Source organism: Trichocoleus desertorum AS-A10, assembly GCF_039962155.1.
Taxonomy (GTDB): domain Bacteria; phylum Cyanobacteriota; class Cyanobacteriia; order FACHB-46; family FACHB-46; genus Trichocoleus.
In genome coordinates, this window is the sequence record NZ_JAMPKN010000001.1 from 192,325 (window position 1) to 218,105 (window position 25,781).

Below are 25,781 nucleotides of genomic sequence, written 5' to 3' on the forward strand. Positions count from 1 at the left end.
AGTGTGTTCTCTAGGAAAAGGAATCGAGTCAGCCGCAGGCAAAAGGCTAGAAATTAATATTGATTGGTCACAGCTCTAACTTCTTCAAAGCTGATTTCCTGCTTGTTCCCCCTAAACTCGTTGTCTTCGGTGAGGAAGAGCATGCAGTGACACTCTTTGCGCTCGCGCATGGGGACGCAAGGGCAGTTCCAGAAAGCAGCGGCTACTTCTGCTTCTTTGTCTTCGTAGTGACGGCAAGGGCAGAGGGGAGCACCCAGTTCGTCCTTGTGTTTGGCTAGCCCTTCGATCACAACGGCGGTGACACCGGGGTCCATACAGAAGTAGGTTCCTGTCCGTTTGGCATAAGTTTCTGAAAAGTGCCTCATGGCTTCGAGGCTTTTTTCTGTTGCTTGCTGGCTTTCAGGGGTCGTTGAATTCATGAGGCAGGATGGCAGGACAAACTGAACTACAATCTATAATTAAATAATTAAAACAACACTTTCGTTGCTTAATTTCTATTTTAGGGTACTTTAGAAACAATTTAGTTGTCAAAGTCTGTTCGCGCAATTTTTGCCGTTCGCTTTAGCTGGTTTTGAGACAAGGATGGCAACGACACAGCAACCTTCTACGAAACAGGACATCCTGCATCATTTATTGAAGCAGGGCCAAGCGACTGCCCAAGAACTGGCGGAACACTTGAAGCTTAGTCCTCAAGCAATTCGCCGTCACTTGAAAGACTTAGAGGCGGAGGGGTTGATTTTGCACGAAGTTGTGCATGTCAGTATGGGGCGTCCCAATCACGTCTATAAGCTCAGCCGTCAAGGTCGCGATCGCTTCCCGGACCGTTACGAAGAATTTGCCCTTTCGCTTTTAGATACGCTGACCGAAACAGTGGGCCGTGAGCAGGTGGGAGTACTACTCCAAAAGCAGTGGGAACGCAAGGCGGCAGAATACCGCGATCGCGTTGGTTCAGGATCGTTGCAAGAGCGAGTGGCTAATTTAGTTGAGCTACGACGGGCTGAAGGCTACATGGCTGAGTGGCACTCTGTGGCTGCTACTGAGGCGCAATCCGTTTCGACTCAATCAGATCAGGCTGAGCGCTATGTAGTAACAGAGTATAACTGCGCCATTTCGCATATTGCGGAGTCATTCCCTAGTGTGTGTGGTCATGAATTAGAAATGTTTGCGGCGGCCCTGCCTGGTTGCACTGTAGAGCGGACTCACTGGATTGTGAATGGCGAACATCGCTGTGGCTATTTGATCCAGACTAAAGCGGCAGTTGGCAACTAGCGCTGATCGGGGTAGTCGGGCAGAATAATTCTCTAGAAAGGTTTAGTCTGGATTCATCGTCTCTAAGCTAGTAGCGATCGCCTTTGATGTAGCCGCTGGCTGTCCACTGCAAACTGCCATGATTAATTGTTGACTATGACTCAACCCCAACAACCTACGACCCAGTTTCTTAGCTTGGAAGAGTCTGCTGCTGTAGATGCGGCGTTGCTGTCGTCTCATGAAAAATTCCTGACTCGCCTCACCATTTCTTCTCTACAGTTGCTGAAACACATTGCCCAAAATGCAGGAGTAGCGATCGAAGAATTGACCCCAGAGCAAGTAATTGCCTGGTTTGAGGAAGATGGTAGGGTTCGCCGCGAACACGGCTCAGAAGCTGCGTTCCTTAAGTGGTAGCAGGTTAAGCCAGAAAAAAGCGATCGCTCCTTTTCCTCTTTACAAAGAGCGATCGCTTGGGAGAACAGAGGAAATCGGTAGATTAGCGCGAATACAGCAACTCGCGAGACTCTTGCTTGACCACACCGGACATAGTGGCCTGTTGCAGTTTCATGAAAGCCCGTAAGTCTTGGGCATCGTACTTTTTGGCCAATAACTTCCGGAGTTGCTCTTCTGCTTCCACTGTCAAACAACCGGATGTGAACGCCTGTTGGACAATTTCACGAATCAGCAGCATGAGGACACCCTGTAAATTTACTGGTAGAAAGATAGGGTTGAAATGAATTCTTGATCAAAAGACGGTGTCTTTACGCAGTTGTTCCTATCGTTAGAATTTTCTCTGGCTTGCTGGTGATACACCAGTCCTAAAGGACTTACGAAATTGGCGGGTTGTCAGTCAAGATTGTCTACACTGGCAATGGTGATTTGCACCCCTGTATTGGAGCTGACAACCTTGAGCCTCACGCTTTACTTTCTCCGCCACGGTCAAACCACTTGCAGCCGCGAAAACCTCTTTTGTGGCGTGATCGACCCTGAACTCACCCCTGACGGTTTGGCAATGGCTCAGGCCTTTGCTGTCGCCTATAAAGCCATACCCTGGACAGCAATTTTTTCTAGCCCCATGAAGCGGACGATCGCCACAGTGCAGCCGCTTTGTGAGGCGACAGGCTTGCAACCAGAACTGCGAGACGGGCTGAAAGAAATTAATTATGGCAAGTGGGAAGGCAATACAGTAGCGACAGTGAGCCAGGAATTTCACGATGATTACTTACGGTGGTCGGCTGACCCTGCTTGGTACCCACCCACGGAGGGAGAACCAGCGGTGGCGATCGCGACCCGAGCCTTACAAGTCATCGAAGAAATCAAAGAACGGTTTAATGACGGTAATGTCTTGATCGTGGCGCACAAAGCCACAATTCGGATTACACTTTGTGCCCTGCTGGGCATTGATGTAGGCCGTTTCCGCTACCGTTTGGGTTGCCCAGTGGGCTCGGTGAGCATCGTTGAGTTTAGTGCGCATGGGCCGCTACTCAAAGCCTTAGCCGATCGCACCCATTTAAGTGAAGAATTGCGATCGCTCCCCGGCACCTAACGTAGAACAAAAGCTTATTTGGGCGAAGCTGTAGCAAACGATTTCAGCCTGTAGTGCGTGACTAGCGATCGTGATACTGCTAGATTACTTCTGCTCAGAGCGGAGTTTTTGCAGAATCTGAGTGCGCTTTTCTTGCCACCATTCGTCAGTCATGTAGCCTAATTCATCACTCTCTAAGGTTTCGGTTAACAACGTTTCTAACTGTCTTTTGTTAACTCGTTCTTGATCTTGGTGAATTAAGTGCTGGATGTACTCGCTGCTCGTATCGTAGCCGCCAAAAGTAACTTGCTCCTCAACAAATTGGTGAACTGCTTCAGGTAGCGAAATATTCAGAGTAGACATTAGCCATTGCCTCCATGTGCATCGCCATCAGAGTTGTGGCAAAACTGATTAAAGCCATCAATACTGCCTTATTTTTTCCGACTCATGGTTATACTTCCTCTGTCTTGAGGTTGTACTTCCTACGTCTTAAGAGGGATTGCGCTACAACTAGACTTTACCTAAAGACAGCCATAAACCCTACTACTCTTGAGTTAAAGCTAATTAGTATTGGGTTTTATGTATGCACTTCGATCTAGGCGCGATCGCCCGTTAATCTAGAAATTATTCTTTAGAATCCCGCGTCGCTGGACCCAAAACAGTAGAATTCGAGCGTCTAAAGCTGGTTTCATCTTGCTGGAGCGAACCAAGTCTTTAATTCCCTCCCGAAAAACACCACTTTTAACTTATTGGAATTGCCGAGTCATGTTAGACCCAGTTACAACCCTCAGCATCTTCCAAAGGCAGCCAGAGCCACAGCACTTCTCAACCGATCAAGTCATCTTTGAAACCGGGCAACCCGCTGAATTAATGTATGGCATTCTTTCAGGGACGGTTGGCTTAGTGATCAATAACCGAGTGGTAGAAACGTTGGAGCGAGGTGAAGTGTTTGGGGTCGGCGCGTTGATTGGTGCAAAAACCAGAAATTATACGGCTGTGGCCGAAACCGATTGCCAACTAGCGTTTCTGGATCAAAAGCGGTTTCTCTTCGCCGTCCAAGAAACTCCCATCTTTGCCCTAGAAGTGATGAAAAGCTACTCCGAGAGACTCAGCCGTCTGTTGCAGCTACTTTAAGCAAGCTGAATCTACTTCACATAATCAGGAGTCTAGGATAGAGAAGCAGTTTTGAGTGTAGGTGCTTGTCAGTTCCTAGACGTGTTCTCGTTTGTCAAAACAAAAGTTGTCAAAAGCAAGGCGCGACAAAAGTTTTAGCAGCATTGCAAACCCAAACTACTTCTGACGTACAAGTTGAAGCCAGTAGTTGCTTGGGACAATGTGGCAATGGCCCCATGATGCTCGTGTTGCCAGAGGAAGTCTGGTATTGTCGGGTACAGCCTGATGAAGTAGGTGCGATCGCCGAACGCCACTTAAAGCAGGGAAACCCCGTGAAGGGCATGCTTTATCGCAAGTTTCATCCAGCTGATCAGCCAAAACAGTCAAAATAGCCAAAATAATAGAGACGCGATCGGCACGTCTCTACAACTTATTGCAATCTTAGCTCCAGTCTAGAAACTAGAAGTCTTACCTGTTTCAGCTTGAGTCGGAATCGGCTGAACATCGGTGTAGCCCATGTTGGCAGCAATTTCTCGGAACATGGAAATTTGATGCTCAAAACCTAGGTGTTCGGTTTGAGAAAGGAGGTTATTGATACCTTCAGCCGCGTTGTAGTCTCCAGGCAAATCAACTACTGTTTCGCCCATTGCTTGCGCCCAAGCGAACCAAACCATTAGTTGATTATTTTCCTTTAAAGAGCCATAAGCCCGTGAATATTCTGTGTCTTCACGATTCACAATCTGGCGCATAATTGCCAGTTGTTCGTCGTCAGATAATTCGTAAAAATCACCCATTAATTTAGGGGCTAAATTTGGCTCTGTTGCAGCTGGAGCCGCAGGGGTAATTGACTCACCCATCTTCTCGTAAACGTAGTAGAAATAAGCTAATTTCTCATCTGTCCCGAGCTTGTTAAATGCTTCAACTGCTTTTGTAGTATCTTCATTTAGAAGCTGGGATCTACCGCTTTCATGGTCAGAAGTCATAAACTTTTCTCCTAGAGAATATTAAGCTACTCCAGGTTAGAGTTATCACAATTTTTGGAGCGCGATCGCCCCTCAGGAGGGAGAGTTTCGATTACTTAACTTGCTTTGGCGAATCTCTCCACAGGGGGAGGTTGGGAATCTATCCTGGGGGGTTGAGGAAAGCAGAGCCAGCTTTGTTAAAGTCAGGGCATGAAGTTAAAAAACGAAAGTTAGGAGTTCAATATGGCTGACGCAACTACCGATTTAACCCCAGGTGAAGGTCAAAATTTTGATGCTCTACAAGCGACAGAAGAGATTTCTGCGGGTGAACAAAAAGCTCCTAAAGTAAACATAGATGCTGACTACGAAGCTTCTAAAGAATATAGCGTCAGCGACGTTGATCGCAGCAGCCAAGGCGCAGAAGCGGCAGCAGCAGCTACTGCACCCGAACACGAACTTCATGCAGCAGAAGAAACCAAGTTTGAAGCAGAACCTACAGGCGATCCCAGTGACTTCCGGGCAATGGCTCAAGACTTACGCCCTGATGCAGCGAATGCTGGCGACAGCCATGATTTGATGCAAAAAGCTTTTGAAAAAGGACAGCCTGGTCAATAGGCCAAAAATCTCAAGATTGCTCAGCCTGAGCGCTGTTCACCGCTGATTTAACCGCCAGTTCACATAGATTAATCCATAACTAAAAATCTTTTGAATTGGTGCCAGCGAAACAAAAAGCTTCTTTTTTTAAGAAGGTTATACTTACCCCTTATCTAACTCTAAGCTAATCCTCTATAACTAAACTAAACCCAATATTTGTAGGCTGGAATTTATAAGTGTAATTCCAGCTTTTTTGTGTTTAAGAACAGCAGTTTTTAGTGAGATGAGGAGTTGTTGATTAGTTCGAGCGATCGCTAATGAATCGCTAATTCACTAATAATTTCGGCTCATCAACTTTGCCCGGAGATTTTAGTAAGGCCCAAAGTTGTTCATCGGTGAAATCGGGAATCACTAACATCGCGCCTAAATCGTAAAGCACTTGGGGATTGTGAGTAGAAGCAATACCAATGGTAGGAATTCCCGCTGCGACTGCTGAGCGAATCCCTGAGGGGGAATCTTCAAAGGCGATCGCGGCTTCTGGGGCTACATTTAGTCGCTCCAATGCAATGTTGTAGGGGGCAGGATCTGGTTTTCCCACGCCAATTTCATCTGAGATCACTATTGTCTGAAAATGAGCATTTAATTTCAGAGTTTCCAGCATGAAGTAGGCATTTTCGGGTGGGGCATTCGTTACAACGGCTAAAGGTAACTGCTGTTGCTGCGCCCAATCTAGAATTTGGGTCAGCCCTGCCATAGCTGTAATTTCTTGTGTCGCTAATTCCCGGAAGCGTAATTCTTTAGCATCTGCAAGTTGTTGTCCTGCCTCCATAGACAAATTTGGCAAAATCTCTTCAATAATCACAGGGTTGGTTTTACCGCTAATCTGGGTTTTGTAAAATGTCTCGTCAATCTCTAAGCCGTGTTCGCTGAGGTGTTCTTGCCAAGCTCGGAAGTGAATGGGGTCAGTGTTGGTGAGGGTGCCATCCAAGTCAAATAAAATTGCTGCCAGCATGATATGAGGAGTTAAGGGACATCTAGCAAAGGAAGAAAACTAATCTGCTTCCCTTGTAGGATACCGAAACAAAGCTTTACCTTTTCAACACTCCAGAAAGTTTTGCCACGTCATGACGGGATACGAAATTGAAACGGAGCGGCTACAGCTTCGGCTCCTAGCGATCGCCGACTTGGAAGCTCACCATCGGCAAATTACTGCCAATCCGTACGTGATGAAAACGCTGCCTTCGTCTCGGCCTCTAACTTGGGAACGAGGCCAAGCGGTTTTGACTAACTTTATAGACCATTGGCGACATCATGGCTTTGGGCTGTGGGCAATGGTGGAGAAGCAACATGGGGAACTAATTGGTCACTGCGGATTGCAGTGGTTGCAAAACACGCCCGAAGTAGAGCTGGCTTACGCGATCGCCCACGATTACTGGAACAAAGGACTTACGACAGAAGCTGCCAGAGCTAGTGTGCGCTTTGGTTTTGAAACACTGCAACTTCAGCGCATTGTCGCGATCGCTCTTACCCACAACATCGCCTCGCAACGAGTGATGCAAAAAGCAGGGCTGAAGTACGAAAAACAAGCCCACTATTACAATCTTGAGGTGGCTTACTACTCCCTCAACCGCGAAGATTATCAGTCAGATGGTTCGTTCTATCGGCTCAGATTCGCTGGTTAAGGAGTGGCGATCGCAAACTCCACACCATAAGCCTCCAGTAAGTTACAAGTTTCGTGATCGTTGAGGTTGGTGTCGCTCAGTTCCAAATTATAGAAATCCACAAAATCAGCGTCGAAATAGGGGCCAGCGTGCCAGGTGCCGAGGTTAAGCTTGATGAAGCAGTCACCAGGGATTTGGAACGCAGCAATCTTATCTAGGTCAGGCTGTGAACCTGGAGAAGGGGGCGCTACAGCCAGTAACCATTCCTTCCCTTCGAGCGACCCCAAACATTGGGTGCATTGAACGTGGCGAGTGATGTTGTGGAACTTCCGACCTTTGCTGTGCAGCCGCATGATGTAGAAGCGAGGCGTACCGCGATCGAGCACCAGTTGAGCATCCTCCGAGTCGAACAGCTTCCCATCCGTACTGGCAGCAATCACTTGGCCGTAAGGTTGAAAGTTTTCTCGTGTAATCGGCTGCGCTGGTAATCGTTCCAAAATACATGTCCTCATGACCGAACTTTGATGTTTTCCTAAGCTACGGAGCGATCGCACTTATGCCTAGGGTTTTGCAACGGGTAGCTGTGGTTTTGTAGCGGCACCCTGCTGGGTTTGGAGTTGGTTAATCACCGCAAAACGAATGTCTCGTTTCTCTTCTACTAGCTTGATGTCAGGCGATTGGAACGTCAAAAAGCCTAAATTGCTTTCTTGACCTGTCATTAAAAAGTCATTAATAGCAACACGGTACATCCGATTTGGTTGCAGAGGCTGACCTTGAATTAACCAACGATTTGTATTGGCGTTCCAATCCACATTTGCAGTTTGCAAGTAACCGCCCGCTCCTCGATTATCTCGTCCTTGAGTGAGAGCGCGCTGAAGAACCTCACCCTTCATCTCTACCGACAGCACCTTACCGCCAAACGGCAGAATCCGAATCACATCGTATTGCGTGATCGGCCCTGCGGGAATGCGATCGTCAATACGAATCGAGCCACTATTAAAAATTGCCAATTCAGCTCCCTCCACTTCCCGCAGCATCGCCTGAGCCACAAGTTTCGTCAGGTTAGTGGGAGAGTTGCGAACACTGGATTCCAGCCCATCTAAAGTTTCACGAGTAGTTGCGATCGCCTGCTCTGGGTTAAATCCGTCGGCCCGAAATCCTGCAAAGGCGCGATCGACCCATTGCTGCACCACTTTCGCAGTGCGGGCATCCTCTGGCATAGCATCTGTGATGGGCTGCAAACGAGAGTTGATTCGTAGACAGCGAGTTTGGGTGTCGTACTGCAAATCATGGATGTAAACGGTGCGGGCGTTGGCATCTGCCTTAAAGATCGGCGTTAAACCTGCGTTGCATTTCCGAGCTTTGTTGGTTTCCCCAACGACTCGCCACTGTTGCATATTCTCATGTTCGTGCCCACCCAAAATTAAGTCGATCTCAGGAGTGGTAGCGGCGAGTTGTTGGTCTTGTTCTAGGGAGAGATGAGTCAGCGCTACAATCACATCAGTTTTGCCTTGCAGCGTTTTGACTTGCTCCTGAGCCGTGGCGATCGCGTCTCGATAGCGCACGTAGTCTTTCTGGTTACTATCCAGAGTCACCCCGATTAAGCCAACTTGGACGACCTCTCCTTGCTTGCCTTTTGCCGTCAGAATCTGGGATTGAGCTACACCGGGAAACGCCTTACCTGATGCGTCGGTAACGTTACCCGAAAACCAACGAAACTTCGACTCTCGCAATCGCTGCCGAAACAACTCCTCGGACAAGTCGAACTCGTGGTTGCCGAAGGTAGCGTAGTCCAAACCCATCACATTCAACACGGCTACCATTTGCTGCCCTGCCAAGCGTTGCCCATTGACTTTAGCGGTACCCAAGGCAGAAGGGCTGAAGAAATCACCTGCTAAAACGGTGTAAGTATTACGGTTCTGGCGCAATAGCTGCTGGCGCAAAGCCGCTACTCTCGCTAAGCCCCCTCGCTTCCCTCCTTCAACTGGCGTGATCTCATAGACATCGTTGAGATGCAGCAAGGTAAGGTTAACTGTTTCTGCCCAGACAGGACGAGTGAGGCTCAGAGCTAATAGTTGCAAAGCCAAGCCGTACCATTTCCATCGTTGCTGCATAGGTCTCATCTCATTCATGGCCACAAACTGCTGGGAACTGGCTAGTAACTCAGCGCAGTTGTTCAAATTTAGGCTACATGAATTTTTAGTTTGAGGACTAATTTGAGGTTTTAAGTTAAGAATGCGGGTTTGGGGCGATCGCTTTTTGCTGTCGTCTTAGGCAAAGAATTACTGAGCTTTACAGGTAACGTGATCACAAAGGTTGTCCCCTGTCCCATCTCCGAACAACAGGTCAACTGGCCGTGATGTTTTTCTTCCACAATTTGGCGGCTGATCGAGAGTCCTAGCCCGGTGCCTATACCACGCGGCTTAGTCGTAAAGAAGGCCTCAAAGATTTTATGTTGGGTGTCAGTGTCCATACCAGAGCCGTTATCTTGAAAGCGAATGACGACCCATTGGGGGTCAGTTTGCTCGGTTGTAATGATTAGCTGTTTGGGGCTATTTGTGTCAGTTTGCTCTTCCAAAGCATCGATCGCATTACTCAGCAGATTCATGAATACTTGGTAGAGGAGGCCGCTGTAACCTTCAATGTTGGGTACTGCTCCGTAGTTGCGCGTGACGGTAATTCCCTTTTTGATGCGGCTACCCAAGATCAATAGCGTGCTGTCCAGACAGGCGTGCAGATCCACCGCATGCACTTCTGACTCATCCAAGCGAGAAAAGTTTTTCAGGCTTAGGACGATTTGCCGCACTCGGTCAGACCCCATCTTCATCGATTGCAGCAGCTTGGGCAGATCTTCTTGCAAAAACTCTAAGTCAATCTCCTCGGTCTGAGCTTGCACAGCTGAAGGCGGCTGCGGCACTTCACGTTGATAGGTGTCGATTAGTGCCAGCAGATCATCTACATAAGTGTTGGCGTGCTCTAAGTTGCCATAGATAAAGTTAACTGGATTATTAATCTCATGGGCTACCCCCGCCACCATACGGCCCAAGCTCGACATCTTTTCACTCTGAATCAGTTGCGTCTCTTGCATTTGCTGCTGTTGCAACGCCGCTGCCTGCTGTTCTTCCAACAACATTTTTACTCTTTGTGTGAGTTGATTGAAGGAAGCTGCGAGAATGCCAATTTCATCCTCAGTGGTAACGGGAGCTTGGAGGTCGAAGTTAGAGGTTTGGACCGTCCGCTGTGCTACGGTTGTCACCCATTTAATGGGCTTAGTAATCGCTCGACTGGTATAGAAGGCCAGCAGACCCCCAATCAAACTAGACAGAAGGATGCTGGCAGCAATAATCTGAATGCGAATAGTTTCCCAGGAAAGCAGAGTTGCTTTCGCCTGACTTGCTTCTTCATAAGAGGTGTTGATGATGTCCACTAAGTCGTCGGAGACTCCATCAAACCGTAAGGCGATCGCGCTATTAGTAAAGCTCAAAAGCTGTTGCTGCAAAGCTTGAAGCTGTGCTGGTGCGACATTGGCTTGAGTCGTTGGTTCTAGTAGCTGATTCGCTTGTTGAAAATAAGCTTCTGGTACGCCTTGATAAGTTTCTAATAGTTCTGGAATTCCTTCTTGATGGCCATCAGCTTGATATTCGAGCTGCTGAGCATGAGTTGCTACACTAGCCCAGAGGCGATTGATTTCAGCCGCGTGAACCAGAAAGTGCTCATATTCATCCCGCAGTGCAGGCAAATCTTCGGTTAAAGGGATTAATTGCTGTTGGTGAGTCCGAGCTTGAAGGATACTGGCTTGCAGGCGGTGGAGCAGCCGAACTTCTTCTTCGGCCCGATTGTGACGTTCTAAAGCAGCATGCTGGAAGCGATCGCCAACGACAAAACCAGCGGTAGTCCCGATTACTGCGACCCCCAACGCGATCGCATATCCGTAGCTGATTTTTTGGCCAATGCTCAGACGCCTACTGACTCTTCTAAGCCATCCCTGCTTCACCATCAGCGGTGAAGTTTGAGGCTGGGCTGCCAACTGAGACGATTTAGGGTCAAGCTCAGAGTTCATAGATTGTGCTTATAGCCAGAGGTCTGAAAGGATAGGTGTCTGGAACTGAGCTGATGCGCTAGTCAGTTCAAACGTATCAAGTTCAAAGGGGGGACTGGCTTAGCTCCCCTTAATTTTACATACCTTAGTTTTTCCGTCAGGTGAGTGATTAAACGGAAATCTTGAGGCGGTTTCGTGCCACCTCTAGTGCATGAAGGGCTGAGCGCGATCGCATTTGAGCCGTTTAGGCTTGAATTAATAGATTGGGTTGTGGCACTTCAGGCAGTCCTTGTGCTTGGTTTTGCGTCACTTCCACATAAATATGCTCTAAACGCACTGGCTGACGGGCGATCGAGTCGAGGGGAATGCCATCAAAGTGGGCCAAAATTTCTTTCAGCTCTAGCGCTTGCGGCAACCAGAAAGCCAAGTCTCGACCATAACGACGCTTGGTAAAACCGAGTTGTGCGGCTCGTGCGATCGCCAACTCCTCTTCTGGAGTTTGTACCAACACAATTTCTTGCGCTGGAATCAATTGCCGTAGCTCGCTTAAGCTGCCTTCAGCCAACAAACGGCCTTGCTTCAGAATACCGATGCGCTGACAAAGGCGCTCCGCCTCATCGAGCAGATGTGTCGTCAGTAGCACTGTGATGCCCTGCGTTTGCAACTGCCGAATCAAATCCCAAATTTCGTAGCGAGCTTCAATATCTAGCCCAGTGGTGGGTTCGTCTAGTACAACTAATTTAGGTTGATGAACTAAGGCGATCGCCATACTCAGCCGTCGTTGCATTCCACCGCTCAAAGTTTCTGCGGGACTTTTGGCGCGATCGGCCAAGCCAACAGCTGCCAAACAATGCTGCACCCGTTGCGATCGCATTTTGCCTGACAAGCCATAGATTTGAGCAAAGAACTTGAGATTTTCCTCGCAAGTTAAGCTCTTGTACAGCAAACTCTCTTGCGGAGCCACGCCAATCAATGGCTTCGTGGCTTCTGAAACTAGATGACCACTAACCCGAATCGTCCCGCTGTCGGCTCTGAGCAAGTTGCACAGAATATTGATCGTTGTGGTTTTGCCTGCTCCGTTAGGACCAAGCAAGCCGTAAATTTCTCCCGGTCGGATATGCAGGCTCAAACCCTGTAGCACCTGCCGCTGACCGTATTGTTTGGTAAGGTTGTCAATTTGCAACACTGGCGTTACAGTCTCCTTTCCGTCTGCAACATGCGTCGGTAGGAGAGCCACCCACCAACTACCATGACTCCCGCACAAGCCACTAACACGCGAAAGTGGGGGGCGATCGCCTCTAAACCCTTGCCATCCGCCGCTACTCCAAACAGCGCCTCATTCATGTGGTAAATCGGATTGAATTGGGCGATATCTAGCAATATTTCTGGGAAAAAACTAATGGGGATAAAGGCACCGCCCAGAATCAGCAAAGGCACGCCAAAGGCAGACACAAGGGCATTCACATCTTCGGTGCGGCGGGCAAACTGAGTCCCTAGGCAGAACCCACCCCCAACATAAGTCATGATGCTGAGCAGAATAATTAGCCCACCCAACCAGAGCGACCCTTGAAACTGAGCGCCCGCAAAAGCTGCCACGAAATAGACCAACAGAGTCTGACCAAGGCCAATTAAACTGTAAGCCAAGAAAATTCCTAGAAAATAGGAAGTGCCGCTGAGGGGAGAAATAGCCAAACGCTTAAGAGTTTGTTGCTCTCGCTCGGCAACGACAGTAGCAATGCTTCCGCCTAAGCAGCTAAAAAATAACGCAGCTCCCACCAAAGTTAAAGGGGCAGCGGCTTCGAATGCCTGAGCATTGGAGAGCTGGGTGCGTTCCGCTAAGATTAAACCGTTGATTAGCAAAATTGAGACTGGAAAGATACTCCAGCAAATTAAGCTGCGTTGTCGCCGCACCAGTTCCAGCACAATCCGCTGGGCAACTGCCAGTGTTTCCCGCCAATACTTCATGAATAATCAACTATTTCCAAGAAAGTTCTGAGCTGATCGCTTTAGTCCAACAGCCTTCGTTCACTCTGTCGTTTGAAACCCTGAAGCGAGCCAAAGTTTAAGGACAGAATGCTCCTCACAAGCAGTCAATTAATTCAGAATTCAACCTAAGGCAGAAGTAAATGAGCGATCGCTAGATCTGTAGTGCAACTGTCGTAACAGACACCAAGGCCCTAGACAAAAGTTTACATTCGAGCAAGGCACCTCTGCAATCTCCTGGCTCTACGACTTGAGACGAAAACCGCTCAATATTGTTCGTTCAGCTTAATAGATCCTAGTTGCTGTGCTGAAGCGAAACAGCAAAAAATTCTACCCCTGCACCACCAGACTCATAACTGGTAAGCACTGAGCTGACATTGATTCCTATAGGTTTAAAGCTTGCAGGTAAGGCAAGTTCTTAAACAGGGCGATCGCTTAGGCGTCTCCTTGCACCAGAGTTCTCACCAGGGTCCAGACCATCGACCCTACGACAGAGACAAAGATAAACAACATTAATAAAGCTAAGGCCGAAAACGGAGCAAATAAAGTTACCAACAACAAGCCCAACACCAAAACCGTGGTTATAGAGTTTCTTCGCATCGTTAGTTCCGTCATCAAGCTACTCTCTTCAGCCTAAACAGCTCAATCAGTCATAGCCTCTAACGTTGGTTACACCTTCCTGAGAGGAACCAGCTTATTTAAGTCGTTAAACTAAGCTGCTACGGCAAGTTGAGTTCTCTGGGTCTGTGGTCTGGCACTTCTGAGGCTAATCCACACGCAGTATTCAGCCCGCATACAAGTCACACTAACTTGGTTACCCTGCTCTGCTAAACGCACTGCTAAACCAAAGGCTTTTTGTCGGCCATCAGCTCCAAATTTTTCCACTAGTTGGTACAACTCTTTCCCTGAACACATTCCGTCGCGAAGTTCGTTGTTGTACCAAAACTTAAAGGGATGCACTAGCTCATGGGAAAGGACTAGAGGCAGCATGAGTTATCCGAAAAACACTTAATATTTATCTTTGTTTAAAGTTTTTAAATGGGCTGTAGTCTAAAACACAAATAATTCTTAGGCAGAGATTATTTTTTCTTGGGTCTGCTGACATATTTACTTATAGGTTGCATCTCTGCAAGCGCTTACCAGGAAGGATCGGGAGTTAGGCCAGCTTTGAGGCCGCTGCCTCAATCGGTTCAGGCTGAGCGGACGAAGCTTGATTCATTTGTGCTTCAATTTCAATCGCGGAAAATACTTGGTACTTAGACTTCCGGTAAAGCTCGATCACGACTTTGCGCTGGGCGATCGTTAGCCCTGTCAACTCTTTACCCCAAAAGCGCTCTAGCTCTAACCTGCTAATTCCTTCACTGGAATCATCCGCATCTAGCAACATAGTAGCGATCACTCAAGACGGGACTACACATTCAAACTAGCAAACTGGTCAGTATTGCTACGAATTACGTTTCAGTATGTAAGAAAAAGACTTAGTCCGTAAAGATCTATACTCAAGGGCCGTAAATCCTCTGCAATCCTCCGCGTTACATGTTTGGGATTTTTGTCCCAGCCCTCTCATGAACTCAGGGCAATGTTCCTTGGAGGTGTTAGCGGATACAGCTTGGCACCCTGCTAGCTGAGGAACTGTGTTGGTGCTAAGTTGCGGCGATCGCTAAATCTTAAGCACTCCGTTCTACTGTCGTATGGATGCGAACCTACAAAAGCCGATGGCGGGATTTGAACCCGCGACCGCTCGATTACGAATCGAGTGCTCTACCACTGAGCCACATCGGCATGAACAGTTGATCATTATAGCAGGTTCAACGTAAACCTGTATAGCTTACTTTACTCCCAAGCAGACATGATTCCAACCGTGTCAAGATTAAATCTGGTTGTGTCAGACAAAAATCATGAGAGAACCCGCTTCTGAAAAGCGCAGTAACCAGAATAGTAATCCTCGGAAACTGAGTCCCGAGAAATATGCTCGCTTGAGAGCGGAACTCAAAACACCTTACCGAGGCGTCAGACAGTTTATTTACGTTACGTTTGGAGCTTCTGGCGCGATCGGAGCCTTTATCTTCTTCCTACAACTTCTGGCAGGACGAGATATAGAAGCAGCTTTACCCAACTTGGCCGTTCAGCTTGTTGTCATCGCTCTCATGGTTGGGTTGTTCCGCCTAGAGCAAAGAGCTAGCCGAAAACCCTGAGATGCCAGCGAATGGTTTGAAATTTTCAATTGTTAAAATCTACCTTCAACAGACTACAAATTTCTTGTCTGAGCCTTAAAAGAATGCAAAATGTATGAGTTTTTCGTTAATTAAAGTTCACAAATCCTGAGCAACAGAAATACAAAGAAAACATTACGAAATTAAGATTCTCTGAAAATATCTGTCAAAATGAGGATGTTGAAATGGGGTCAGCCGATATAGAGACCCTAACCATAAATCCCCGTGAATAAATGTATAAAGTGCCAGCTCTGCCCATAAGAGAACTGGCACTTTATGCTTGAAACTTAGTTTTGCAGCTATTACGGTTGAGACCCACTCACCACATAAGGAGAAGTAATAGGATCAACTTTGCCTGCATTTACAAGGGCTTGATAGACAAAAGCCGCAACTTCAGCTCGTGTCGCTTCCCGATTGGGACTCAACTGATTGAGCGTTGGGTAGTTGATGACGATGCTGCGTTGGGTCGCCGCTGTTACAGGTGCGATCGCATAGCTAGGAATTTGAGCAGCATCCGTGTAATACCGAGTTAAAGCGCTGGTGTTAGTAGCGCTGTATCCTAGCCCATTTGCTAAAGAGACCAGAACTTGCACTCTAGGGATCTGTTGGTCTGGCAAGAATACACCCCCTGGGTAACCTGCCAAAAATCCACCCCGATAAGCGGTTTGAATCGCTTGGTAGCCCCAGAAACTTTGACCCACATCTACAAAGTTGATGCTAGAGCGCTGAGCAGAGGGGGTAAAAGCTTTGTTAATGATGGCGGCAAACTGAGCGCGTGTGACTGGCGTAGATGGCCGATAAGTACCATCCGGGAAGCCACTAATAATATTTCGTGCCGCTAGCGCTTCAATAAAAGCTTGAGCCCAGTGGCCTTGCACATCTTTAAATTGTGAAACTGTTGACCCGCCTGGAGGGGTAACATCAGCCGCAACAAAATCTACAGGGCCAGAAATCCGCTGTGGATTAATTTGATTACCTACAGCCACAATTGTGTTGCCACGAGTGGCATTGTACAAATCGTAGCGACCGTTATTCTGAATGGTGTTGTTACCGGGATTCTCTGCGGTACCGAGGTTGGGCTGAGCATTGGTAATGGCAACCACACCATCTCTGGTGTTGTTCTCAATCACGTTATCTCGTAACACAGGCCGAGCAGAATCCGAAACGACGATGCCGTCTGTGTTTTGAATCACTTGGTTGCCCTCTAGGGTCGGAGCAGAGGTGCCACCGATCGCAATGCCAAATCCTGTAGCTTGGAACAGGTTACCTCGAATTTCACCCTGAGCAGCGCGGGCTAGAGAAACGCCGTTACCTTTATTTTGGGTAAAAACATTGTCTGCAATCGTGGGCGCTCCAGTACCTGTGACAAAAATGCCATCCCGGAGGCTATTGGAGAAGGTATTATTTCTGATCTCAGGATTGCTGGATTCTACCCAAAGCGCCGTTCCCCGAGTCATAGGATTAGTCACGGTGAGGCCGCGAACTTCACTTTCCTTATCAGCCCGAATCGTAACGTTTTGGGAGGCAAAAGTAGGACTGACGTAAGGACCGCTGCCAATCACAAGCACAGTTTGTCCCTTATTGGCTTCATCTCCTCGCAAGATGACGTCTGGTTTCACGACCAGGGGAAAAACTTCCCCTGTATCTTTGGTATAGCTACCGGGCGCTAGCTGAATGACAGTATTGGACTTAGCTTGTTTCAGAGCGTAAGTAATGCTGCGGTAAGGTGCCCCTTCGCTACTACCTGCACCCGCATCATCCGTTCCCAAGGCAGAATTGACGTATAGAACAGTGGCTCCGGCAGGAATTTGGGCAACTTGCAGCGCCGTTGTGGTGGTATGGCTCGAAGGAGTAGCGTTGTTGGCTCCGGCGGGCAGAATTACTGTACCGCCAACCCACAGCAACAAAGCCGTGAGGCCAACCTGGAGGGGGGCGATCGCTTTTGCGGTGGTATACATCTTACTGATAATAGGTTGCTGAATCAGAGACCCCTGATGTGTCATCATTGTCGCTCTCAAACGATCTCACTGTGGGTAAGGGAAGATGGGTAAGGACACGGAGCAAAGGTAAACCTGACTCTATTAAATAGAGCTTTAAAGGGCAGCAAAGTGCTCTGGAACTTGCCAGCCGCCTCTAACTCCTCCAAAAAGATACCTGTCAGTTGAGGAAATTCCTCAAAATTTTAGGATTAAAATCGGTCGATTGTACTAAACGACAAGCAGTTCTTCACTAGAGTTCCCTCCTTTGCGCCACATCCGGAGGGTGGAATTAACTGAATGCCCTATAGAAAATTATTATTTGCATCAGCCCTTGAGCTAAGCTGAAACGCCCTCAATTTAGCGGCTAATCAGTATATTGTGAAGTTAAGTAAACGTAATTCTCTAATAAAATTTAGATTAACGAATTACTATTACAAAATATAGAATTTTTATGGCTTTAATCGAAACTAATTGGCCTAATTCACTGTCATTTTACGTAGAAGCCCATAGACATACTGAGATTCCTCATGAAATCACCCATTCTAAAGTTGCGACGGGCGCTAGCAGTGGGTATCACCGCTGGAATGTTGCTCAGTAGCTCTAACGCGATCGCCGCCGAACAAGTAGTGCTGAAGTATAAGATTTTAAGAGAAAAAATTTCTGTTCAAGAATTAACGAGGCTGACAGAGACAGGCACTCCCTCACCGGCTTTAGCTACTTATTTGAAGTTAGCCGGAAAAAGTCCAGAAGACATTCGTCAGCCTTTAACTCAAGTAGTTAAGGTCAATCCCCGACTACTCGATCGAGTATTAAACAGTTGGGCAGGCAATGCTGTGCTTGATCAGATTAGCCCAGCAATTCATACTCCTTCCAATCAAGCAAATCGGCAAGCGCTTCGGGCCGCCCTGACTCTCTCTGCTAGTCCTGATGGCAAGCTGACATTGATGGAAGTGCTGCAAAATTATCCAACTCAAGAAGTTGAAGTCGAAGGCGATCGCCTAGTGGGAGCCTACCGTCAACTGAGCCGTCTCAGTGATCGCCTCGAAAACTTGCTAAATCGAGGCCGCTTTTTTTAAGCATTTAGTAAGCTAACGTTTCTAAGGTTTCGCGTAGATAACGCTGAACTCGATGGTCTAGGCTCAGAGCGTCTAGGTTTTCATCGGTCTTGCCTTCTAGCTGCCAACGCTGAAACCCGGAGCTAGTGGCGATCGCTTGCTTCAGATTCGACCAAATTTCTGGATCTGGAGAGAAGTGGCTAGAGAGACTATTAGCAGCCGCGCTTGGACCGGACAGGTCGCCAAAGGAAAAGGCAGAATTAGCCATAAATACCTCAAAAAAAGCTATAAACACAGCAGAACTTAGACGAATAGAGCTTTGATCTCCGCCCTTTTCTTAGGATAGCGAAGTCACCTCCTAGAGGTGTGCTGCAAACAACACTATCTCCCCTCACTTGAGGGTCTTAAACCTCATTTCCTTCTGTAGAGCTAGAATTGGAACCCTGCTGATTCTGCTATAGGCATAGTAGTTGTAACACCTACTGCATTCACTTAGGACCCAGTTTCTGGCAAAACAGGGGGCAAAATTTGATTAACCTGGATGCCAGGAATCGTAAAATTTTGTCGGATTTTGTCAGCAGGAAAGGGTTCGGTAGCGGCGAACTCGGCATTACTGAGTAGCAGTATCCGAGCAACGCTAACTGATACCTGTAAAAAGAGGTTGCAAGCCAGAAAGGCGATCGCAGCTGTCAGTAAACCTAACACTCGCCATCCTGCCGGAAACGGTGCAACAGTGGCGGCTACAGGTGCGACTCGATAGAGTTGCCATAGGACACCTACCAAGAACACTGGCGTGACTGCTGCCAGAACTCGGCTTTCTTGCATCTTAAATAAGCTGAGAATTCGGCGCTGCTCCACAGTTAAGCTCTCTGGTTTCAGCGCAAATACCATAAGACTGAAAATGTAGAACGGGCGGAACAACTGCATCCACAGCAGGGGAGCAATGCCAATAACTGCAACTAAGCCAACTTCGAGCCCAGCAGGCAGGATGGGATCTCCAACGGCATATCCCAGTAGGCAAAGTTCCAAAAAAATAGGCAAGACTGCCGCTCCAGCAGCATGAACCCACAAATAAGGCTCTGACCAAAAAGAGCGCATAGCAGTTAGCTGAAATAGTGCATAATCCAGCCTCAGTATAAGGGAGAGATTCTTCAATCTCGAGAAACCATAAAAAAATGAGAGGAAACACCTAGAACGCTCTCCTCTCATTCCATTAGATAAGTTAGATAGAGTTGTGGTGCCTTGGGGGAAACCGACAAATCTATCTAGTTCGATTTTTAGCTAGCTGACAAGGTCCGGCGCTTCGTTACCATTCGGAAGGTTTCAATGATGTCCCCTTCAACCCAATCATGGAAGCTGCTCATGCCAACACCGCACTCATAGCCAGCATTGACTTCCTTGGCGTCTTCCTTCATCCGCTTGAGCGAGTCTAGGATGCCCTCGTGAATGACGTTGCTGCCTCGGCGAACCCGCGCATTACAGTTACGAATTGCCTTACCAGAGAGGACATAGCAACCTGCTACTGCGCCTCGACCCACTGGGAAGACAGCCCGAACTTCTACCTGACCCAGCGGTTCTTCGACCATTTCTGGTTCTAGGAGACCTTCCATTGCTCCTTGAATGTCATCCAAGAGCTTATAAATGATGTTGTATTCACGAATATCAACACCCGCTGCATCGGCAGCTTGTCTCGCACCGCTAGCCAGGGTAGTGTTGAACCCAATAATCACGGCAGAGCTAGCTGACGCCAGATCAACGTCAGTCTCTGTGACCTCTCCCGGCGCAGACAACAGCACCCGGACCTGCACTTCATTTTGAGGCAGTTGTTGCAGTGAACCGAGAATTGCTTCTACAGACCCTTGCACATCCGCCTTTAGAATCAGGTTGAGTTCCTTCAGTTCGCCTTCTTGAGCCTTAGCTGACAAGGAGTTGAGGGTGATCCGACGAGCACCAAGCGCTTGCTGCTGTAGACGAGATTGACGTTGCTGATCGGTCTTAGCCGAAGCCACCGCCCTTGCTTCTTTCTCATCTTGGAAGACTTCAAATTCATCACCGGCAGCGGGAACGTCGCCTAAACCTAGAATTTCCACTGCAAAGGATGGACCCGCTGCCTCAACTCGCTGACCGCGATCGTCCACCATTGCTCGTACTTTGCCCAAGGCTGAGCCTGCGACGATGGTATCGCCCACTCGGAGGGTACCGTTCTGGACCAACATAGAAGCCACAGGACCACGAGCTTTGTCGAGGTGAGCTTCGATAACTGTTCCCTTAGCAGGTCGATCTGGGTTTGCGTAGAGATCTTCTACTTCTGACACCAGCAGAATCATCTCTAGCAAGGTGTCTAGATTTTCCCCTTTAATCGCACTGACTGGGACCATGATGGTGTCACCACCGTACTCTTCTGGTACGAGGTTATAGTTCATCAACTCGTTCTTGACGCGATCGAGCTGAGCGCCTTCTTTGTCAATCTTGTTGATGGCTACGATAATAGGCACTTCTGCCGCCTTGGCGTGGCTAATAGCCTCAATCGTTTGAGGTCGAACACCATCGTCCGCAGCGACTACTAGAATGGCAATATCAGTGACTCTCGTACCCCGTGCTCGCATTGCGGTAAAGGCTTCGTGACCTGGCGTATCTAAGAAGACAACCTGCTGCACATCGCCTTCGTGGGGAACGTCAACGTGGTAGGCACCAATATGTTGGGTAATGCCTCCTGCCTCTCCCTGAGCCACTTTGGTTTTGCGGATCGAGTCGAGTAGGGTGGTTTTCCCGTGGTCTACGTGACCCATGATCGTGACCACTGGAGGACGACGCTGCAAAAGCTCCAAATCTGCTGCATCTAGCATCTCGGTAACTTTCCGAGCTTCTGCCTCTTTCTCCGCCATTTCGACTTCCACTTCCATCTCTTGAGCAATCATGCTCGCGGTGGGGACGTCAAGGGTTTGGTTGATATTGGCAGCAATTCCTTTGAAGAAAAGAGCCCGGATAATTTCTGTTTCTGGGACTGCTAGGAGGGAAGCCAGCTCTTGCACTGTCAACCCTGTGGTCAAAGTAATCTTGGTGGGGCGCTCGACCTTTGCTTCCTGCTCCCGACGCTCCCGGCGATCGCGAGGGCTGTTTGACTTTCTACTCTTCGGAGCAGCTGGGGCAGCAGCAACAGGTCTAGCTTGGCCTGGACGAGATTTAGGCTTAGCAGGACGCGCTAGAGAGAGGCTCACTTGAACAGGAGCGTCCTCGCCGTCATCAAATTCCTCTTCTTCATCAATGCTGTCAATGTCGAGGTCTTCAATTTCAATGTCCTCGTCATCGAGAACAGGCTGAAGCCGCCGCTTAGCTTTCGGACCAGCCTTAGCCTTCGCGTTTTCTGCGTTTTCCTCTTCTTCTTCTTCCCAACTTTTGCCTTTCTTCAGATTGCGCGGTAGGGTGGGTCGGCGCAGCTCATCGATTGGGCCTGCTCCCACAGCCGCTTCTGAGCGTTCCCCCTGGTGGCCACCAGCGCGATCGCCGGAAGTACCAGGCTGGCCTTCGCGGGGAGCAGTGGGACGTACAGGTCTAGCAGGGCTGGCAGGACGTCTCAGCTCAGTCACAGGCTGAGGACGCCGCTCATCACTGTCCGAGCCAGCAGCGGGGCGATCTCGCTGGCGTGCCGGAGCGTCGAAACGTCTTTCGGAGGGCGGTTGGCCAACTCTAGGCTCTGAAGGGCTACTTGGGGATGCTGTACCTCCTTCAGGGCGCTCAGGGCGATCGCGCTTTAAGACGACGCGATTAGCAGGATTCGCTTGAGCGCGGTTTGCCGTAGGAGGAGCGGGTCTAGAGGGCGGTGCCACCAATTGTTGTGGCTGAATAGTGGGTTGGTGACTCACTCTGGGGCGAGGAGCAGGTTCTTCCGTGATGCTAGGAGGCCGCTTAACTTGAGGCTTTTCGGGCTCACTAGCAGGTGAAGCTACTTCAACAGGAGTCTCGGAACTAGGAGAATTGGGAATAGAAACAGCAGGAGCTGCACTTTCAGTTGCAGAGGGTGCAGAGCGAGCTGGACGACTCGGGGCCGCTGGTTTGACAGGAGTTTGCAAGGGTTGATTAATAGGAGGTTGAGGATTAGGTTTAGCTGCTTGAGGGATGGGTTCGTTCCCATCGTCGGCAGACTGCTGGTTGGGACTAATCGTTTTGGGTCTACGAATTTCTAAAATCTGTGGCTTCCTGCCAGCAGCTTGGGCAGCTTCGCGGGCTTGGGCACCCGTACCGTGACTGACTACCGCTGGCTTTGGAGGAGAGGAGTGGGTCGCTGTATATTTCTCGGCAGCAGCACGGATGCGCTCAGCCTCACCTTCTGTAATCGTGCTGCTATGGCTCTTAACTGAAATATTTAGCTGTTCGCAAACGGCTAGTATATCCCTGTTATCCAAATTTAGTTCCTTTGATAGCTCGTAAATTCTGACTTTGCCGTTATTCATCCACTCTTCCCTCTTGAATGTGTTACATAGTGGCCTACTGTTTTGCAAACTAACTACAAGTGGTTGATCTGCTGACGCATTAGAATCTTAAACGTCGTTTCCTCTTTTAACTTTAAACGAGAAAAGTTGCACTCTGCTGTGAGAGTGTTTTCCAGAAGACAAACAGCTATTTCTAGCCTGTAACCAGATTTCTTGTTTAAAGTCTTGCATGAATCTTTGTAGGTTTGCAGGCGGTTGAGATGCCACTTAGTGCTGCTTTCTGGGCAACCTCATTAACCTGTAAATACTGGTTTTGACTAATCCTCGCCTGGTGTTAACTTTCCCGAACCAAACTCAGCAGGTAGACTACAACCTGCGTTTGGTGATCACCTAGCTGCTGACAAGAGTTTTTTACCCCTGTATTTTGATTGTCAATTCCAGAATATACCGTCATTATGCTCCTACAAGCTCAACATTCATGCTAAATCCTATTCGGAGAGTGAGGATTTGCCACTCTCTCATTCTAGAGCGCGATCTGGTTTTAGTCCATCGACTGCCCTTGCTTTTGCCAAACGCTGCTCTAAGGCTTGGTACAAAATGGGTGGTACTGAAGCTTTCAGCGATCGCCCTAATCGATTTTTCTTCTGGGCGGCTTGCAAGCAACTAACCTCAGGACACAGGTAAGCAGAGCGCCCCATGCCCTGATCTAATTGTACCGTTTGCGAGGAATGCACCCGCACAATGCGCCAGAAATCCTCTTTGGGAGCCAGCTTCCGACAACTAGCGCACCGACGGTAGTTAGGCTTCATTGTGTCATTCACCAGTCATTGTTATTGATGGTTATTGATGCCCTCATCCTTGGCTGGCGTAGTTACCTAATTAGGAACTACTTGATGACAAAGCTATTCAGTAACAGGCTGGGCTTCATCTGTCTCAGAAGTTGCTAAGTCCTCATCCTCATCGGCTTCCACTTCGACAGAAGAGTTTGCATAATCTTCTTCCAAATACTCTTCGTCGTACTCTTCGTCGTACTCTTCCTCATACTCAACTGGCCTAGAGCGCTGCCGTGCTTCTGCTAAAGCCTCAATCTTGCGGTTTTCAGCTTCGTAGTCGTACTTGGCAATATCTTTGATGTCAATTTTCCAACCTGTCAGACGTGCTGCTAAACGCACGTTTTGCCCTTCCTTACCGATAGCAAGACTGAGCTGGTCTTCGGCTACTAGAACGTGAGCTTGGCGCTCTTCGGGATCAACTAAGCACACTTCATCCACGCGGGCAGGGCTAAGAGCATTGGCAATGTAAGTTGATGGGTCAGGAGACCAGCGAATTACATCAATTTTTTCGCCACGTAGCTCGTTCACCACGACTTGGATCCGGGAGCCTCTAGCCCCAATGCAAGCCCCTACTGGGTCTACATCACGCTCTAAGGTGTCGACGGCAATTTTGGTACGCGGGCCAACATAGCGAGAAGGTGGATTAGCTTCTCTGGCTACGGCAACAATGCGTACGACTTCATCTTCAATTTCTGGGACTTCGTTAGCAAACAGATACACCACTAAGCCTGCATCAGCTCTAGATACGAGCAGTTGCGGCCCCCGATGCGAGCCTTCAGAAACTCGCTTCAGGTAAACCTTGAATGTGGCGTTAGCCCGATAGTTATCGTTGGGCAATTGCTCTCGCTTGGGTAATTCAGCTTCTACCTCTGGCTGACCAAACCCACTGCTGACGGCCATGATCACAGATTGACGCTCGAACCGTAGCACTCTAGCTTGGAGTACTGTGCTCTCTAATTCTTGAAACTCTTCTTGAACTAACTTACGCTGTTGATCCCGCAGTTTTTGGGCCAATACTTGCTTGGTTTGAATGGCAGCCATCCGACCAAACTCTCCTTGGTCAGGGGTGACATCTAAAATCACGGTGTCACCCAGTTGCGCTTCGGCAGCCACTTCTTGCACTTCTTCTAAAGCAATTTGGTGGTCGGCATTATTCACTGCTTCGACAATCGTCTTGGTAGATAAAATGCGAAATCCTTCTTCTTCGGGATCAAGCTCTACCTCAAAATTGTCAAAGTATTCTTCATCAAAATTGACGTGATCGAGGCGCTGAGTCCGTCGATAGCGCTCATAGCCTTTGAGGAGCGCTTCACGCAATGCTGCTTGCACCGCATGCTTCGGCAGATTACGCTCCTGGCTAATACTATCAATCATGACTTTGAGTCCAGGCAGAGGAACCATTGACATATCAGTAACACCTCCATAGTTTTGAAAGATTAAATGAAGCAGTGAGTCGTCAGGAATTAACGCTGGCTAGATAGGGATGGCCTCATCTGGCAATTTGCTCAAGTTAGAAACCGCTTACTACGCTAATTAGCTCGTGTTGGTTTGTCGATGAACCCATCACTAGTAGCCAGGGCTAACGTTGCTCATCGAGTTGCACTCTAGTCACCAAAGCTTGAGGAATAGCGATCGCTCGCCCTTTTTGGTTGATGTAAACAGCCGTGTCATCGCGCCGCACCAGTAGTCCTTGCCACTCTTTTTTTCCTTCGTAAGGCTCTGAAGTGCTGACAACCACAGCAAACCCTTTAAATGAAATGAATTCGCGATCGCTAGTAAGCGACCGAGAAATACCAGGACTGGAAATTTCCAGTACATAGGTATCGGGAATAATATCAGCTAGATCTAAAGCCGCTTCTAGGGCACGGCTCATCCTTTCACAGTCCTCCAGTCCAGTGTCTTCCTGGAGGTTGCGGATGTCTACGCGCAAAATCGGAGGGCTTTGATTTGTGTGAAATACAGCCCCAACCACATCTAATCCCAAAGTTGCGGCAACGGGCGTTGCAATGTCAATAATTTGTGGGATCAACGGGTGAGCCATTGTCTTATCTCCTTCGTCAAGCTCCAACGACTATTTCGGCTTGCTGTACATCCATACTTTATAAAGTGGGACTATCAGGGGTGATGTGGAAGCGGAGCTACACAA

General features: G+C 48.5%; 29 protein-coding genes and 1 tRNA gene. 9 read left to right on the forward strand and 21 right to left on the reverse strand.

All coding sequences use genetic code 11. The annotated features are described in order from the left end of the window. Positions 1-53: 53 nt before the first annotated feature. Positions 54-419: a ferredoxin thioredoxin reductase catalytic beta subunit gene (locus NDA01_RS00780; RefSeq protein ID WP_348226526.1), complete on the reverse strand. Its 366-nt coding sequence runs from the start codon at positions 417-419 to the stop codon at positions 54-56. A gap of 163 nt (positions 420-582) precedes the next feature. Between NDA01_RS00780 and sufR the strand changes: the two genes are divergently transcribed. Then, positions 583-1,269 (forward strand): iron-sulfur cluster biosynthesis transcriptional regulator SufR, encoded by a 687-nt coding sequence (gene sufR, locus NDA01_RS00785; RefSeq protein ID WP_190434284.1) that lies wholly within the window; start codon positions 583-585, stop codon positions 1,267-1,269. Between the two features lie 135 nt (positions 1,270-1,404). Beyond that, entirely contained in the window at positions 1,405-1,662 is a 258-nt protein-coding gene (locus tag NDA01_RS00790; RefSeq protein WP_190434282.1) for a hypothetical protein, read from the forward strand. Positions 1,663-1,744: 82 nt separating this feature from the next. On the opposite strand, the gene NDA01_RS00795 is transcribed toward NDA01_RS00790, so the two are convergent. Continuing rightward, positions 1,745-1,939: a hypothetical protein gene (locus tag NDA01_RS00795; protein ID WP_190434281.1), complete on the reverse strand. Its 195-nt coding sequence runs from the start codon at positions 1,937-1,939 to the stop codon at positions 1,745-1,747. Between the two features lie 180 nt (positions 1,940-2,119). On the opposite strand from NDA01_RS00795, the gene NDA01_RS00800 reads away from it, so the two are divergent. Next, on the forward strand, positions 2,120-2,794 hold the full coding sequence (locus NDA01_RS00800; protein WP_431193271.1) for a histidine phosphatase family protein: 675 nt from the start codon (positions 2,120-2,122) through the stop codon (positions 2,792-2,794). Between the two features lie 84 nt (positions 2,795-2,878). Here NDA01_RS00800 and NDA01_RS00805 read toward each other — a convergent pair whose 3' ends face one another. Next, positions 2,879-3,136, reverse strand: coding sequence for a ribbon-helix-helix domain-containing protein (locus tag NDA01_RS00805; protein ID WP_190434279.1), 258 nt, complete (start codon positions 3,134-3,136; stop codon positions 2,879-2,881). 402 nt (positions 3,137-3,538) lie between these two features. Here NDA01_RS00805 and NDA01_RS00810 point away from each other — a divergent pair, with 402 nt between their 5' ends. Together NDA01_RS00810 and NDA01_RS00815 are read left to right on the forward strand one after the other, a co-directional pair. Next, positions 3,539-3,907: a cyclic nucleotide-binding domain-containing protein gene (locus NDA01_RS00810; RefSeq protein ID WP_190434277.1), complete on the forward strand. Its 369-nt coding sequence runs from the start codon at positions 3,539-3,541 to the stop codon at positions 3,905-3,907. Positions 3,908-3,972: 65 nt separating this feature from the next. Continuing rightward, a complete protein-coding gene (locus NDA01_RS00815; protein ID WP_348226527.1) occupies positions 3,973-4,278 on the forward strand; it encodes a (2Fe-2S) ferredoxin domain-containing protein in 306 nt (101 codons plus the stop codon). Positions 4,279-4,338: 60 nt separating this feature from the next. Here the strand turns inward: NDA01_RS00815 and NDA01_RS00820 are convergent, their stop codons facing one another. Further along, positions 4,339-4,869 (reverse strand): orange carotenoid protein N-terminal domain-containing protein, encoded by a 531-nt coding sequence (locus NDA01_RS00820; RefSeq protein ID WP_190555065.1) that lies wholly within the window; start codon positions 4,867-4,869, stop codon positions 4,339-4,341. A 222-nt stretch (positions 4,870-5,091) separates the two neighbouring features. Here NDA01_RS00820 and NDA01_RS00825 point away from each other — a divergent pair, with 222 nt between their 5' ends. Then, on the forward strand, positions 5,092-5,463 hold the full coding sequence (locus NDA01_RS00825) for a hypothetical protein (RefSeq protein ID WP_190561219.1): 372 nt from the start codon (positions 5,092-5,094) through the stop codon (positions 5,461-5,463). 304 nt (positions 5,464-5,767) lie between these two features. Here NDA01_RS00825 and NDA01_RS00830 read toward each other — a convergent pair whose 3' ends face one another. Beyond that, on the reverse strand, positions 5,768-6,454 hold the full coding sequence (locus NDA01_RS00830; RefSeq protein WP_348226528.1) for an HAD family hydrolase: 687 nt from the start codon (positions 6,452-6,454) through the stop codon (positions 5,768-5,770). A 112-nt stretch (positions 6,455-6,566) separates the two neighbouring features. On the opposite strand from NDA01_RS00830, the gene NDA01_RS00835 reads away from it, so the two are divergent. Continuing rightward, positions 6,567-7,124 carry a GNAT family N-acetyltransferase gene (locus NDA01_RS00835; protein ID WP_348226529.1) on the forward strand — a complete coding sequence of 186 codons (558 nt, stop codon included), beginning with the start codon at positions 6,567-6,569 and terminating at the stop codon, positions 7,122-7,124. Here the strand turns inward: NDA01_RS00835 and NDA01_RS00840 are convergent. The 9 genes from NDA01_RS00840 to NDA01_RS00880 all read right to left on the reverse strand — a co-directional run bounded on the left by NDA01_RS00840 (position 7,121) and on the right by NDA01_RS00880 (position 14,907). Continuing rightward, positions 7,121-7,600, reverse strand: a complete 480-nt coding sequence (locus NDA01_RS00840; protein ID WP_431193272.1) for an ureidoglycolate lyase — start codon at positions 7,598-7,600, stop codon at positions 7,121-7,123. The two genes, NDA01_RS00835 and NDA01_RS00840, sit on opposite strands and share 4 nt — an antisense overlap. A gap of 63 nt (positions 7,601-7,663) precedes the next feature. After that, complete coding sequence (locus NDA01_RS00845) at positions 7,664-9,235, reverse strand: bifunctional metallophosphatase/5'-nucleotidase (RefSeq protein WP_348226531.1); 1,572 nt, start codon at positions 9,233-9,235, stop codon at positions 7,664-7,666. Positions 9,236-9,327: 92 nt separating this feature from the next. Further along, positions 9,328-11,163, reverse strand: a complete 1,836-nt coding sequence (locus tag NDA01_RS00850) for an ATP-binding protein (RefSeq protein WP_348226532.1) — start codon at positions 11,161-11,163, stop codon at positions 9,328-9,330. 223 nt (positions 11,164-11,386) lie between these two features. After that, entirely contained in the window at positions 11,387-12,328 is a 942-nt protein-coding gene (locus NDA01_RS00855) for an ABC transporter ATP-binding protein (protein WP_348226533.1), read from the reverse strand. A 5-nt stretch (positions 12,329-12,333) separates the two neighbouring features. Further along, complete coding sequence (locus NDA01_RS00860) at positions 12,334-13,107, reverse strand: ABC transporter permease (protein ID WP_348226534.1); 774 nt, start codon at positions 13,105-13,107, stop codon at positions 12,334-12,336. A gap of 453 nt (positions 13,108-13,560) precedes the next feature. After that, positions 13,561-13,740, reverse strand: a complete 180-nt coding sequence (locus NDA01_RS00865; RefSeq protein ID WP_348226535.1) for a hypothetical protein — start codon at positions 13,738-13,740, stop codon at positions 13,561-13,563. Positions 13,741-13,836: 96 nt separating this feature from the next. Then, entirely contained in the window at positions 13,837-14,115 is a 279-nt protein-coding gene (locus NDA01_RS00870) for a hypothetical protein (protein WP_348226536.1), read from the reverse strand. Positions 14,116-14,281: 166 nt separating this feature from the next. Beyond that, positions 14,282-14,512, reverse strand: a complete 231-nt coding sequence (locus tag NDA01_RS00875; protein WP_348226537.1) for a hypothetical protein — start codon at positions 14,510-14,512, stop codon at positions 14,282-14,284. A gap of 323 nt (positions 14,513-14,835) precedes the next feature. After that, positions 14,836-14,907, reverse strand: a tRNA-Thr gene (locus tag NDA01_RS00880). Positions 14,908-15,023: 116 nt separating this feature from the next. Here NDA01_RS00880 and NDA01_RS00885 point away from each other — a divergent pair. Then, positions 15,024-15,320 carry a DUF3493 domain-containing protein gene (locus NDA01_RS00885; protein ID WP_348226538.1) on the forward strand — a complete coding sequence of 99 codons (297 nt, stop codon included), beginning with the start codon at positions 15,024-15,026 and terminating at the stop codon, positions 15,318-15,320. Between the two features lie 320 nt (positions 15,321-15,640). Here NDA01_RS00885 and NDA01_RS00890 read toward each other — a convergent pair whose 3' ends face one another. Further along, the gene (locus NDA01_RS00890) at positions 15,641-17,344 is read right to left on the reverse strand and encodes a DUF1565 domain-containing protein (RefSeq protein ID WP_431193273.1); all 1,704 of its coding nucleotides are present in this window, start codon (positions 17,342-17,344) and stop codon (positions 15,641-15,643) included. A gap of 500 nt (positions 17,345-17,844) precedes the next feature. On the opposite strand from NDA01_RS00890, the gene NDA01_RS00895 reads away from it, so the two are divergent. Continuing rightward, positions 17,845-18,393, forward strand: a complete 549-nt coding sequence (locus tag NDA01_RS00895; protein ID WP_348226539.1) for an alpha/beta hydrolase — start codon at positions 17,845-17,847, stop codon at positions 18,391-18,393. 4 nt (positions 18,394-18,397) lie between these two features. Here NDA01_RS00895 and NDA01_RS00900 read toward each other — a convergent pair whose 3' ends face one another. The 6 genes from NDA01_RS00900 to rimP form a co-directional block, all read right to left on the reverse strand. Further along, positions 18,398-18,640, reverse strand: a complete 243-nt coding sequence (locus NDA01_RS00900) for a hypothetical protein (protein WP_199300162.1) — start codon at positions 18,638-18,640, stop codon at positions 18,398-18,400. Positions 18,641-18,864: 224 nt separating this feature from the next. Next, positions 18,865-19,470, reverse strand: coding sequence for a low-complexity tail membrane protein (locus NDA01_RS00905; protein WP_348226540.1), 606 nt, complete (start codon positions 19,468-19,470; stop codon positions 18,865-18,867). 179 nt (positions 19,471-19,649) lie between these two features. Continuing rightward, positions 19,650-22,823 (reverse strand): translation initiation factor IF-2, encoded by a 3,174-nt coding sequence (gene infB / locus NDA01_RS00910; protein ID WP_348226541.1) that lies wholly within the window; start codon positions 22,821-22,823, stop codon positions 19,650-19,652. Positions 22,824-23,320: 497 nt separating this feature from the next. Beyond that, complete coding sequence (locus tag NDA01_RS00915; RefSeq protein WP_348226542.1) at positions 23,321-23,611, reverse strand: YlxR family protein; 291 nt, start codon at positions 23,609-23,611, stop codon at positions 23,321-23,323. 93 nt (positions 23,612-23,704) lie between these two features. Further along, positions 23,705-25,042, reverse strand: a complete 1,338-nt coding sequence (gene nusA, locus NDA01_RS00920) for a transcription termination factor NusA (RefSeq protein ID WP_348226543.1) — start codon at positions 25,040-25,042, stop codon at positions 23,705-23,707. 172 nt (positions 25,043-25,214) lie between these two features. After that, positions 25,215-25,676 (reverse strand): ribosome maturation factor RimP, encoded by a 462-nt coding sequence (gene rimP, locus NDA01_RS00925; RefSeq protein WP_190434242.1) that lies wholly within the window; start codon positions 25,674-25,676, stop codon positions 25,215-25,217. Between the last annotated feature and the right edge of the window lie 105 nt (positions 25,677-25,781).